This window comes from Bacillus taeanensis, assembly GCF_003318295.1.
In the GTDB taxonomy this organism is placed as follows: Bacteria; Bacillota; Bacilli; order Bacillales; family UBA6769; genus Maribacillus; species Maribacillus taeanensis.
In genome coordinates, this window is sequence record NZ_QOCW01000002.1 from 12222 (window position 1) to 24383 (window position 12162).

The window sequence follows — 12162 nt, forward strand, 5'->3', positions numbered from 1 at the left end:
ATAGGGGAATTTTTTGTAAGGGTATTTATATATAAATGATGTATTTACACTTGTTAACCTATATTCATTTAAAGAACAATTTTAAAAAAATGGAGGTGTTGAATTTTGCATGAACTTGATTTTCACCATATTTTTGAACTAGGCTTAATATTGATTTTGATTGCAGCAGGCATCACGGCCATCTCTAAAAAATTAAAACAGCCCTATCCCATTGCATTAGTTATTGTTGGAGCTGTGATTGGACTAGTTACTATTCCTGCGCTAGAACCGTTAAAAACATTTATTACAGAAGGTGAAGTGTTTAATTTTGTTGTATTAACCGTTTTTTTACCTGCATTGTTAGGTGAAGCAGCATTAAAACTTCCCTTTTCACATTTAGCAGAAAATAAAAAAGCGATTTTTGCACTTGCTTTTGGTGGTACCCTGCTGTCTTTTTTAGTAATAGGATTTTCAGCCTATTGGTTATTAGGATTTCCGATTACAGTAGCATTCGTATTTGCTTCTGTGATGAGTGCAACAGATCCTGTTAGCGTGTTATCGATCTTTAAAAGCATGGGCGTTAAGAAAAACCTTGCGACAATTATTGAAGGAGAAAGTCTATTTAATGATGGGCTTGCGGTTGTGTTTTTTAAAATTTCTGCATTCTCCCTGTTAACGTATTTAGAATTAGGATGGACAGGACTTGGGAATGGTTTATTTGAATTTATAAAAGTTGTCGCATTAGGTTTACTTGTTGGAAGCTTACTAGGATATGGTGCTTCGATTTTAACGAAATTTTTTGATGATTATCCACTTGAAATTATTTTCAGTATTTTATTATTTTACGGTTCGTTTTTATTAGCAGAAACGATTCATGCTTCAGGGGTTATTGCTGTTGTAACAGGGGCATTAATCTTTGGGAATTACGGAGCAAAGATCGGTATGAGTCCGACAACGAAACTAAATATTAATAACTTTTGGGATGTTGCTTCACTTTTAGCAAATTCACTCGTTTTTTTAATGGTTGGTCTTGAAATTACTCGGATTAATTTGGCAGATAAATGGGGCATGATTGGTCTTGCAATTCTTATTGTTCTAATCGGCCGAAGTATTGCTGTTTACAGCAGTTTATTTTTTATAAAAGGCGTTCCGATGACATGGAAACATGTGTTAAATTGGGGTGGTTTAAAGGGCTCTCTATCGATTGCGCTTGTTTTAAGCTTGCCGCGCGATTTTGTTGGGAGAGAAGATATTTTAATTTTAGCGTTTAGTGTTGTTTTCTTTTCTCTTGTTTTTCAAGGGATTACGATCAAACCAATTATCTCTTATTTTGGTGTAAAAGCTTCCAGTGAAGGGTTTGGAGATTATGAAAAGATTATTTCAAAAATTCATCGCTTTGAATCTTCTATCGATGAAATTACTAAAATGAAAAAGCAGCTTCATATTACAGGTCCTGCTTATCAAGAATTAATAAGTGAATATGAACAAAAAATTAATTTCAATCATGAGCAGCTTGAAACATTATTTGAAAAGTTTCCTCAATTAAAAAGAAAACAGCTGCTTACGTTAAGAAAACATGCGCTGTACGCCCAACATGAGAAAGTGAAACAGCTTCAAAAAGAAGAAATGATTTCAGATGAAACAGCAGAGCGGGAAATAGAAGAAATAACGAACTTGTTAGTAAGTGATGAAGAGAACAAGGAAAGAGGTTGATTATAATCGATCAACCTCTTTTAATGATTATTTAATTAAAAAAATAAGCCATATAAATTTCATCCTGAAGTTCCCCATGAATGTTAACCTGTTCTTTTTGAATACCTTCAACAACAAATCCTGCTTTTTTATACGCGTTTACAGCCACTTCATTACCAGAAAAAACAGTTAACCATAGTTTATGCAGCCCTTTTTCTTTAGCCCAGTTAAGGCTGTATTGAAGAAGGTGCTTTCCAATTCCTTTTCCGCGTCCTTCTTTATGAATCCAAATCCGAAAAACGCCAGTATGTTTTTTCATGGTTAGTTCACCAATCATAATTCGGGAGCTTCCTATTACTTTGCCATTTACTTCAACTGCTGTGTACATGTTTCCCTGTTTCTTTATAGTGCGAATAAACTGATGTTCTTCTTCAATTGTTCTTACCTGTTCTTTTTGAATAAACTCACCTTTATTGACAATATCCTTAATGCTTAAAGTAATGCCTTTCGCATCTTCTAATTTCATCGGTCGTAAAATGACGTTTGCACCATCTTTAGCAGTAAACTGCATAATCGTTCGCTGTGTTGTTAACACTTGTTCCATTCGCATCCTCTCCTTGTTTGTTATTATGGCTAAATTTAAAAAAAGTACATAATTTATAAACAAAAAACAGACTACTTTTTATTTAAAAGTAGTCTGTATATATCATTTTGATTTTACGAGTTAATCGCTCCCAGTCACTAATAAATCATCTTGTAACAAGGCAAGAGGTGTATTAAAGTGAACGAGATCTCCTTGTTTCACTTCAAGGGAAGTGATGTATCCACTAACAGCAACAGCTACCGTCTTATATTCTCCGGTCAATGTTTTAATGAGAAATAATGGTTCCCATTCATAAATATGTGACGTACTCTCTACTAGAATTTTCTCTACAATGCCGTAATAGGGGCTCGTAACTTTTTGAATTTTAGTTGAAATTGCATAACAAGGGCTTGCGCTGTTTTCCACAAGTGCTGTCATGAAGATCCTCACTTTCCATTAGTAAATTTTGTACGATGAAATAAAATATTTTTTCGCTTTTTTGAAATGTATAAAAACTATCCATTTAAGAGAAAGAACTTTTCATATTTCATTGATCATCTCCTTGACTTTTTATACTTTATTAGTTTGCCATAGGTTATTATTTTTGGGTATAGGGTTATTTTGTCGGAATTCTTCTAATTTTGATGGTAAAGCGCTCAATCAAAAAATGCCAGCAGGTTATAAATCATTTGTTAACTATTAAATAATTCAAGTTGACAAATAAAGTTCGTAAAATTATACTTGTTATATAAAACCAGTTAAAGCTAAGGTGATGACATGAAAACAAAAGAAATGATGTATGTGGCGCTTTTTGCGGCTATTGTAGCAGTATTAGGGATTTTACCGCCAATACCGATTCCTTTTAGTCCTGTTCCTATAACAGCGCAAACATTAGGAGTAATGCTTGCTGGAGCTATTTTAGGAGCACGATTAGGCGGAATGAGTTTATTATTATTTGTTTTACTTGTTGCAGTAGGAGCTCCAATTCTTTCAGGAGGCCGCGGCGGATTTGGCGTGATCTTAGGACCGAGCGGTGGCTTTATTTTAAGCTGGCCAATTGGTGCTTTTGTCATTGGCTTTCTTGTTGAAAAAGCTTGGAAATCGCTTAAATTTTGGAATACACTTGTTTTTAATGTAATTGGCGGAATTATACTTGTATATTTAATAGGTGTTCCCTATATGGCGATGATGCTTGATTTACCATTAATCGAAGCGACAGCTATTTCATCCGTATATATTCCAGGTGATATCGTTAAAGCGGTAGTCGCTTCTGTGATTGCGGTACAAATTAAAAAATCATATCCACTTATTCAAAAACATCAACAACAGAAACAATTAAATGTATAATAAAGAAAAGGGCTGCTGATTACAAGCAGACCTTTTTTTATAGAAATAATAAAAAGCGAGATGATAAAGTTGTTTGTAACAGATCATTTAAAAATTCATGCTGAAAAAATGCCTAATAAACCAGCTGTTATTTTTGAAGGTGAAATTCTTACTTATCGTGAGCTGTACAACAATAGTTATAAAACAGCGGCTTCTTTAAAAAATCGTTTCAATCAAATGGAAAATATCCAAAAAAACGTTGCGATTTTCGCAGATAACTGTCTCGAATATATTGAGATATTTTCTGCTATTTCCATGGCTGGTTTTACAGCGGTTACACTTGACCCAAAATGGAGTAACAAAGAGCTTATGGCTATTTTAGAAGATATAAAACCAGCAGGCGTATTTATTCATGAGCATTATATACATAGACTTACACAAATATTATCATCTCAACAGCTTATTTCCCTAAATGAGCAATATAAACAGTTTCGGCAGAACGATGAGAGTTTCTTACTTGAATCTCAAGAAAAGTCGGGTGAGCACGCTTTTTATATTGGGTTTACATCAGGAACAACAGGACGTCCAAAAGGCTATATTCGCTCCCATCGCTCCTGGATAAAAAGCTTTGAAGGAAGTAAATATGAATTTCAAATTACAAAGAAAGAACACATTTATGTGCCGGGACCTCTTGTACATTCTTTATTTTTATATGCTGTCATTCACGGGCTGTATGAAGGCTGTACAATTACACTTTCAAAAGACTTTAATTTAGACCTCGTTGATCAAACATTACATAAGGGAAATATATCGGTATTATATGCCGTTCCAACAATGCTTGAAGCAATCATTGAAAACCAAACTATATATAAAAGTGTAGAAGTGATATTGTCTGCTGGTGCTAAATGGCATCCAGACTCTAAAAGAAGAGCAGCAGCATGCTTTCCAAGTGCGTCTTTATATGAATTTTACGGGGCTTCGGAAACAAGCTTCATTACAGTGCTTGATCCAGAAGGGAATATTAAAAAGCCTTCATCTGTTGGCCGCCCTTTTTATAATGTGGAAATTTCAATTCGTACTGAAAATAGTGAAGAAGCGAAATTAGAGGAAATTGGTCATTTGTTTGTAAAAAGTGATCTTGTTTTTTCAGGATATGTAAACAATGAACAAGCAACAAAGAAAATCTTACAAAATGGCTGGGTAAATATAGGTGATCTTGCTTATCAAGATGATGAAGGATATATTTTTCTTGTTGGCCGCAAAAAAAATATGATCATCAGCGGGGGATTAAATATTTATCCTGAAGAAGTCGAGGCGGTTCTTCTTACAATGGATGATGTTGAGGAAGTCGCCGTATTTGGAATGCCTGATCACTACTGGGGTGAAAAAGTTACGGCATGTGTAAAATGGAAAGAAAATAAAGAAAGAAGTATTCATGAATTAAAGGAATACTGCCGCAGCCATCTTTCACGTTACAAATGTCCGAAAGAATGGATTTTTATTAAAAAATTTCCTTATACCTCAAGTGGGAAAATTGCTAGAGATAAACTGCAAACACTCTTAAAAGAAGAAGGGGTGATTTTATGAATCGTGCAGTCATTGTCGCAGCAAAGCGAACTCCGATTGGAAAAGTAGGAGGAATATTAAAGGATTTTGAACCTGACATGTTGGCATCCTTTGTAATTGAATCTCTGCTTCATGAAACAAAAGTATCAAAAGAAGAAATAAATGATGTCATTTTAGGAAATGTAGTCGGTCCAGGCGGTAACATTGCAAGGTTAGCCGCATTAACAGCAGGGCTTCCATATCATGTCCCGGGAGTTACTGTTGACAGACAGTGTGGATCGGGTTTAGAAGCTGTTAATCTTGCAGCAAGGTTAGTACAAGCTGGTGCTGGTGATATTTATTTAGCAGGCGGAGTAGAAAGTACAAGCCGAGCGCCGTGGAAGGTTGAAAAACCTACTTCATTATATAGAGAAGCTCCCCATATTTTTACACGGGCACGTTTCTCAACCGAAGAAATTGGCGATCCAGAAATGGGAGAAGCGGCGGAAAATGTAGCAGAAAAATATAATATTTCAAAAGATAAGCAGGATCTCTATTCATTAAAAAGTCATCAAAAAGCTGTAAAAGCAATGGAAAGCGGCAGATATTTAGAGGAGCTCGTTCCAGTTCACCTGTTAACAAGAACAGGTGAAAAAATGGTTATTGCAGAAGATGAATGTCCTCGAAAAAACACAACAATAGAAAAGTTAAGTAAATTGAAGCCGGTCTTTCGTGAAAATGGAACTGTTACAGCTGGAAATGCATGTCCAATAAATGACGGAGCGGCACTCGTCCTCATCATGTCTGAAAGAAAATGTCGTGAACTCGGGTTAGTCCCGAAATTATGCTTCATTGATTCTGCAGCGGCAGGGGTAGATCCAAACTTTTTAGGGATAGGTCCAGTGCCCGCTGTTACAAAATTGTTAAACAGAACAGGTTTATCTATGATAGACATTGATTTAGTAGAATTTAATGAGGCATTTGCTTCCCAAGTTCTTGCTTCCTTACAATTGTTAAACATTCCTGAAGAGAAAGTCAACGTTAGTGGAGGGGCATTAGCGCTCGGTCATCCGTACGGAGCTTCAGGGGCCGTACTTGTCACAAGACTTATGATAGAAATGAAGCAAAAAAAAGCGAGGTATGGACTTGCAACTTTAGGAATAGGCGGAGGATTAGGACTTGCTTCACTTTTTGAAAGAATTGAGGAATAAAGATGTTAAGTAATGAGTTGGAAGGAAGTAAAACAAATTCTTTTAGAGTGCATGTGACAGAAGAGATGATTTGCTCTTATTTAGGAGCACTGGGCATCAACACAGTAAAGCGGCAGGAAGAATCAGAAAAAATTATCGCTCCACCTACACTTCCAATTATTTTTTGGCAATTTGCTGATACCTACTGGTTAAATCCTTCTTATCAATCAATCATTCATGGAGAACAAATTTTTGATTATGAAAAGCCGATCCTAGCAGGTGAAATCTATACATGTTCGATTACGTTAAAAAAAATTTATTACAAAGAAGGAAAGAGCGGCTTCCTACAGTTATTGGATCATGAATTAAGTGGAAAAAATGATCGAAATGAGTTTCGCGCTCTTTCAACCTTAATGATACGGCAGAATAAAGAGGTAAACGAAAATGAGTAACTACTACAGCGGTATGATATTATCACACATACACATTCCTGCTGTTACAAAAAAATCGATTCAGGAGTATGCAGAAGTTTCAAAAGATCAAAACATCATTCATTTGGAACAAGAAAATGCGAAAAAAGCAGGTTTTTCTAACATTGTGGCACACGGAATGATCGGTGCCGCATCAGCAGCTCAGGCGGTGGAGAAGTGGATACCTGAATATGAATTTATTTCTTCTTATCACGTTCGTTTTAAAGCTCCTCATTATGTGAATGAGTCGTTAACGATAAATGGAACAATCATTTCAACAGCAGAAGATTGCAGTAAAGTGACGATTGAAATAAATGCAGAAACGGAACAAAAAAACGTTATTCTAAAAGGAAAAATCGTTGTTCAATTAAGAAAGGAGAATGGTTATGCTTCTTCAAAATAAAACGGCTGTTATTACAGGATCATCTCGCGGCATTGGACGAGAAGCAGCAGTAGAATTTGCAAAACAAGGCGCAAACGTAATCGTAAATGGCAGAAATGAACAGACTGTTCAAGAAGTCGTACAGATTATTAGAAACAATGGGGGAAAAGCAGTACCTGTTATTGGCTCTGTTTCAGATGCTAAAACAGCAGCTTCTTTAGTCAAAGCAGCTGTTTTTTATTTTGGAAAGCTTGATATTTTAGTAAATAATGCAGGCGTTACATATGATCGTATCTCCTATAAGATGACAGAAGAAGAATGGGACGATGTAATAAATAGTCATGCAAAAGGAACATTTTTATGTTCAAAAGCAGCAGTTTCACATATGAAGGAAAGAGGAGAAGGGGGCTCTATTATTAACTTAACATCATTAGCAGGATTTCAAGGAACAGTAGGGCAGCTAAATTATAGTGCGGCAAAAGCCGCAGTCAATGCGATGACATGGACACTAGCAAACGAACTTCGTCGATTTCAAATAAACGTAAATGCAGTAGCCCCAGCGGCACTTACAGATATGACAAAACCAATCATTGAAAAAGTAAAAAAAGAAACAGAAAAAAGCGGCACCGCTTTTCCTGACTATTGGAAAATTGGTACTGCTTCTGAAGCGGCAAGGTTTATTACTGCTTTAGCTTCTCAGTCTGCTGCTAAGTTATCCGGTAAAATTTTTTCTGTAAACGGTTCTCAATTAGGAATGTGGGAACAATCTAAACATTACAACCTCTATCATTCAGATCAGTCGTTATCGATTCAGGAAATATTACAAATATTGAAAGAAATAAAAGACGAATCACAACAGCAGCCATGAAAACGAATCCTTTAATAAAGAGCCTTGCTTTTTATTAAAATGGTCCTTATAATTTGAAATATATCTATTTTTGAAATCGATTACAATAAACCGATTTATATTACTTTTAAAGAAAGGAGAGAAGCGAATGGTTACAATCGCAGATGTTGCTAAATTAGCCGGGTTATCAAGGGCGACTGTGTCGCGGGTTATTAATGATTATCCTTACGTAGCAGAAGAAAAAAAGCAGCGGGTTATTGAGGCGATGAATGAGCTTGGTTATTCACCAAATTCTTCTGCCCAAAGACTTCGCACTCAAAAAACGAATACTATTGCTGTTCTAGTTCCAAGACTTGTAAATCCATTTTTTGCTTATCTTGTAGAAGGAATTGAGTTTATCGCAATGGAAAATGATCTTCAGCTTTTAATTTGTCAAACAAAATCAGATAAAGACAAAGAAATAAAGTTTCTTAATCTATTAAAGACAAAGCAGGTGGACGGCCTAATTATGACATCGATTGAAAATGAATGGGAGGTTGTTCAATCTTATTTGCAATATGGCCCGATTCTTTTATGCAATGAATACCATCCAAAAGCAGAAGTGCCGATGATCGGTTTAAACCAAGAGCACGGCAGCTATCTTGGTACAAGACATTTAATTGAAAGAGGTCATAAGAAAATAGCTTTTTGCTTTGGCGGGACGAATAGTTCTTTAGGTGAAGATCGTGAAAAAGGATATCTTAGAGCGCTTCAAGAGTTTGGTCTAAAATCAAAGGACGAATGGTATTATTACAAGGATTACAGTATTGAAGATGGGAAAAAAGCACTTAGAAAATTTATGTCGTTAAAAGAGCGTCCAACTGCTGTTTTTACAGGCAGTGATGAAATGGCGGCAGGGATGCTGCAGGAAGCAAAAAAATATGGGTTAGAAATTCCTAGGGATCTTGCCCTGCTGGGGTTTGATGATCAGCCAATTGCCTCACTACTAGATCCTGCTCTTACAACCATTCATCAACCAGCAGTTGAGATTGGTAAAAAAGCAATGAATGTGATGAGTGATATGCTTCAAAAGAAAGTTTCATGGCAGACTAAGCAGCTGTATGAGCTGCCAATTGAGTTAATAGTTAGAGAATCAACATAAAAATAAAAAAATTAAAACAACATATTGCAACCGTTTGCAATATGTTGTAAAATTTAAATTGAGATCGATTTCAGAAATCGATCTCAATAAAAGGACATCATGAACTTCTTTGAATAGTTTGTAAAAGGATAAAAATAAATAAATAGTAAGGTTAGGTGGTTAATAATGATTAAAGTAACTGTTTGGAATGAAAACCGTCATGAAAAGAAAAATCCAGTTGTAAGTGAAATTTATCCGAATGGCATTCACGGGGCAATTGCTGGCTTTTTGAATGAAGAAGGATTTGACGCAGGAACGGCAACGCTTGATGAGCCGGAACACGGATTAACAGATGAAGTATTAAATAGCACAGATGTACTTGTTTGGTGGGGACATCTTGCTCATGATGAAGTTAGTGATGAAATCGTTCACAAAGTGCAGCAGCGGGTGCTGGATGGAATGGGGTTAATTGTTCTTCACTCAGGTCACTTTTCAAAAATCTTTAAAACATTAATGGGAACAAGCTGTGATTTAAAATGGCGTGAAGCTGATGAAAAGGAACGTTTGTGGGTAGTAAATCCGAGTCATCCGATTGTTGAAGACATTGGAGAATATATTGAACTTGAAAAAGAAGAAATGTATGGGGAACATTTTGATATTCCAGCACCTGATGAGCTTATTTTCACAAGCTGGTTTGAAGGCGGCGAAGTATTCCGAAGCGGGTGTACATATACGCGCGGAAACGGAAAAGTATTTTACTTTAGACCTGGTCATGAAACATATCCGACTTATCATAACCAAGACATTCAGCGTGTCATTATTAATGCAGTAAAGTGGGCGCAGCCTGTTAAACGCAATCGTCCTGTTTATGGAAATGCACAGCCTTTAGAGAAAATTTCAATAAAATCAAACTAATCATACATCATATTTAAGGAGGAAAATAAAATGGGGAAATTAAAAATTGGAGTTATCGGATGTGGAAGTATTGCACAGCATCGTCATTTGCCGGAATATGCTTTTAATAAAGAAGTAGAACTAACTGCTGTGTGCGATCTTAACGAAGCGCGCGCGAAAGAAGTGGCAGAAAAATATGGTGTACAAGCTTATATAAATTATGAAGAACTTCTTAACAGCGCAGATGTAGATGCGGTTAGCGTATGTACACCGAATTATCTTCATGCATCCATTTCTATTGCTGCATTAAATGCCGGAAAACATGTATTATGTGAAAAACCAATGGCTACTTCAAAAGAAGAAGCAGAAGCAATGATTGAAGCGGCAAGTAAAAGCGGAAAAAAATTAATGATCGCTCATAATCAGCGCTTCGTAAAATCACATCAAAAAGCACGTCAGCTTATTGAAAACGGTGAAATCGGAAAAATTTACAGCTTTCGCACAGCATTCGGTCATGGTGGACCTGAAGGCTGGAGTGTAGAAGGTAAAGAAGGCTGGTTTTTCCAAAAAGAAAAAGCATTCGTCGGTGCGATGGGAGATCTTGGGGTTCACAAAACAGATTTACTTCGTTATGTGTTGGGAGAAGAAATTGTTGAAGTAGGAGCGTTTGTAGAAACAAGTGCTAAAGATTTTGCAGATGTTGATGATAATGCGGTATGTGTATTGAAAACAGAAAGCGGAATTGTTGGAACACTTGCTGCAAGTTGGGCTTATGTAGGAAAAGAAGATAATTCAACGATTATTTACGGTGAAAAAGCGGTTCTTCGTTTAGAAGAAGATCCCAACTATTCATTAGTTGTACAGTATGCAAATGGTGAAGTTGTCAACTATGAACTTGGCAAAATTCAATCAAATGAAGAAGGCGGACAGCAAAACTCCCATGTTGTGGAACAATTTGTTGATGCTGTATTAAATGATAAAGAACCACTTGTTACTGGAGAAGAAGGAATGAAATCATTAGCTGTTATTTTAGCAGCACTTGAATCAAATGAAACAAAGACAATTACACAGATATAATTTGAGGTGTTTTCATGAGTAAACTTCGATTAGGAATTATTGGGGTTGGCGGTATTGCACAGGACCGCCACATTCCTGCATTTTTACAGTTAAAAGATAACGTTACGATTGCTGCATTAAGTGATGTAAACCTAGAACGTGCAAAAGAAGCGGCGGCAAAATTTGATATTCCTCACGTGTTTGAAAATTATGAGGAGATGTTTAATGAAGTAGATGCGGTTTGTATTTGCACACCAAATAAGTTTCACGCTGAAATTTCAATTACCGCACTACAATCAGGTGTCCATGTATTATGTGAAAAACCGATGGCATTATCTGCTGAAGAATGTGAAGCGATGCTCGAGGCGTCTAAAAAAGCAGATAAAGTACTAGCAATTGCTTATCACTATCGTTTTATGAAAGAAGCTCAGGCTGCTAAAAGAATGATAACAAATAAAGAAATTGGTACACCACTTGTTGTGAGGGTACAGGCATTAAGGCGTCGGAAGGTTCCCGGCTGGGGCGTATTTACAAATAAAGAACTGCAGGGGGGCGGCAGTTTAATTGATTACGGCTGTCATCTCTTAGATTTAGCGCTCTGGTTAATGGGAAATCCAAAGCATGTGGAAGTAACAGGGACAGCATATAATGCACTTAGCAAAACGCCAAATCAAGTCAATTTATGGGGAGCGTTTGATCACCAAACATTTAATGTAGATGATCATGTAACAGCTTACATTAAATTTGAAAATGGCGCTTCACTGCTGCTTGAAACATCTTGGGCAGCAAATATTAAAGATGATGCAGAGCATCTCAGTATTTCAGGTGTAGATGGCGGTTTAGATTTGTTTCCATTTCAGCTTTATCAAGCAAAAAACGGAATGTTAATAAACAGTGAAGCGGCATGGATTCCTGGAGAAGATAATCCTGGCGTTCCGCAAGCAAGAAATTTTGTACAAGCTTGTTTAGGAAAAGAAGAATTGATTGTGAAGCCTGAAGAAGCGATGCAGGTTTCAGAAATTATTGACGCTATTTATGAAAGCAGTTCAAGTAAAGAGCTGTTTGTATAAATTTTTAT

At 36.3% G+C, this 12162-nt stretch carries 13 protein-coding genes; 11 read left to right on the forward strand and 2 right to left on the reverse strand.

Features of this window, described 5'->3' with window-relative positions; all coding sequences use genetic code 11:
- Nucleotides 1-105 precede the first annotated feature (105 nt).
- On the forward strand, nt 106-1692 hold the full coding sequence (locus DS031_RS02450) for a cation:proton antiporter (protein WP_113804358.1): 1587 nt from the start codon (nt 106-108) through the stop codon (nt 1690-1692).
- 31 nt (nt 1693-1723) lie between these two features.
- On the opposite strand, the gene DS031_RS02455 is transcribed toward DS031_RS02450, so the two are convergent.
- Together DS031_RS02455 and DS031_RS02460 are read right to left on the reverse strand one after the other, a co-directional pair.
- Nucleotides 1724-2275, reverse strand: coding sequence for a GNAT family N-acetyltransferase (locus tag DS031_RS02455; protein WP_245947162.1), 552 nt, complete (start codon nt 2273-2275; stop codon nt 1724-1726).
- 120 nt (nt 2276-2395) lie between these two features.
- Nucleotides 2396-2692, reverse strand: a complete 297-nt coding sequence (locus DS031_RS02460; protein WP_113804359.1) for a biotin/lipoyl attachment domain-containing protein — start codon at nt 2690-2692, stop codon at nt 2396-2398.
- Nucleotides 2693-3031: 339 nt separating this feature from the next.
- Here DS031_RS02460 and DS031_RS02465 point away from each other — a divergent pair, with 339 nt between their 5' ends.
- From DS031_RS02465 to DS031_RS02510, 10 genes are all read left to right on the forward strand, one after another.
- Nucleotides 3032-3601 (forward strand): biotin transporter BioY, encoded by a 570-nt coding sequence (locus tag DS031_RS02465; protein WP_113804360.1) that lies wholly within the window; start codon nt 3032-3034, stop codon nt 3599-3601.
- Nucleotides 3602-3670: 69 nt separating this feature from the next.
- On the forward strand, nt 3671-5167 hold the full coding sequence (locus tag DS031_RS02470; RefSeq protein WP_181832974.1) for an AMP-binding protein: 1497 nt from the start codon (nt 3671-3673) through the stop codon (nt 5165-5167).
- Entirely contained in the window at nt 5164-6336 is a 1173-nt protein-coding gene (locus tag DS031_RS02475; protein ID WP_113804362.1) for a thiolase family protein, read from the forward strand. Before DS031_RS02470 ends, DS031_RS02475 begins: the two co-directional genes overlap by 4 nt.
- A 2-nt stretch (nt 6337-6338) precedes the next feature.
- On the forward strand, nt 6339-6767 hold the full coding sequence (locus DS031_RS02480; protein WP_113804363.1) for an FAS1-like dehydratase domain-containing protein: 429 nt from the start codon (nt 6339-6341) through the stop codon (nt 6765-6767).
- Nucleotides 6760-7188 carry a MaoC family dehydratase gene (locus DS031_RS02485; RefSeq protein WP_113804364.1) on the forward strand — a complete coding sequence of 143 codons (429 nt, stop codon included), beginning with the start codon at nt 6760-6762 and terminating at the stop codon, nt 7186-7188. Before DS031_RS02480 ends, DS031_RS02485 begins: the two co-directional genes overlap by 8 nt.
- Nucleotides 7172-8035, forward strand: a complete 864-nt coding sequence (locus tag DS031_RS02490; protein ID WP_181832975.1) for an SDR family NAD(P)-dependent oxidoreductase — start codon at nt 7172-7174, stop codon at nt 8033-8035. The genes DS031_RS02485 and DS031_RS02490 overlap by 17 nt, the downstream gene beginning before the upstream one ends.
- A 127-nt stretch (nt 8036-8162) precedes the next feature.
- Complete coding sequence (locus tag DS031_RS02495) at nt 8163-9155, forward strand: LacI family DNA-binding transcriptional regulator (RefSeq protein WP_113804366.1); 993 nt, start codon at nt 8163-8165, stop codon at nt 9153-9155.
- A 165-nt stretch (nt 9156-9320) separates the two neighbouring features.
- Nucleotides 9321-10049 carry a ThuA domain-containing protein gene (locus DS031_RS02500; protein WP_113804367.1) on the forward strand — a complete coding sequence of 243 codons (729 nt, stop codon included), beginning with the start codon at nt 9321-9323 and terminating at the stop codon, nt 10047-10049.
- 30 nt (nt 10050-10079) lie between these two features.
- The gene (locus DS031_RS02505) at nt 10080-11105 is read left to right on the forward strand and encodes a Gfo/Idh/MocA family protein (protein WP_113804368.1); all 1026 of its coding nucleotides are present in this window, start codon (nt 10080-10082) and stop codon (nt 11103-11105) included.
- 14 nt (nt 11106-11119) lie between these two features.
- Complete coding sequence (locus tag DS031_RS02510) at nt 11120-12154, forward strand: Gfo/Idh/MocA family protein (RefSeq protein ID WP_113804369.1); 1035 nt, start codon at nt 11120-11122, stop codon at nt 12152-12154.
- Nucleotides 12155-12162 lie beyond the last annotated feature (8 nt).

Coding starts and splice junctions, on each gene's coding strand:
- DS031_RS02480 (WP_113804363.1), top strand. CDS start 6,339: ATGTTAAGTAATGAGTTGGAAGGAAGTAAAACAAATTCTTTTAGAGTG.
- DS031_RS02460 (WP_113804359.1), bottom strand. CDS start 2,692: ATGACAGCACTTGTGGAAAACAGCGCAAGCCCTTGTTATGCAATTTCA.
- DS031_RS02490 (WP_181832975.1), top strand. CDS start 7,172: ATGCTTCTTCAAAATAAAACGGCTGTTATTACAGGATCATCTCGCGGC.
- DS031_RS02510 (WP_113804369.1), top strand. CDS start 11,120: ATGAGTAAACTTCGATTAGGAATTATTGGGGTTGGCGGTATTGCACAG.
- DS031_RS02465 (WP_113804360.1), top strand. CDS start 3,032: ATGAAAACAAAAGAAATGATGTATGTGGCGCTTTTTGCGGCTATTGTA.
- DS031_RS02495 (WP_113804366.1), top strand. CDS start 8,163: ATGGTTACAATCGCAGATGTTGCTAAATTAGCCGGGTTATCAAGGGCG.
- DS031_RS02475 (WP_113804362.1), top strand. CDS start 5,164: ATGAATCGTGCAGTCATTGTCGCAGCAAAGCGAACTCCGATTGGAAAA.
- DS031_RS02485 (WP_113804364.1), top strand. CDS start 6,760: ATGAGTAACTACTACAGCGGTATGATATTATCACACATACACATTCCT.
- DS031_RS02505 (WP_113804368.1), top strand. CDS start 10,080: ATGGGGAAATTAAAAATTGGAGTTATCGGATGTGGAAGTATTGCACAG.
- DS031_RS02500 (WP_113804367.1), top strand. CDS start 9,321: ATGATTAAAGTAACTGTTTGGAATGAAAACCGTCATGAAAAGAAAAAT.
- DS031_RS02455 (WP_245947162.1), bottom strand. CDS start 2,275: ATGGAACAAGTGTTAACAACACAGCGAACGATTATGCAGTTTACTGCT.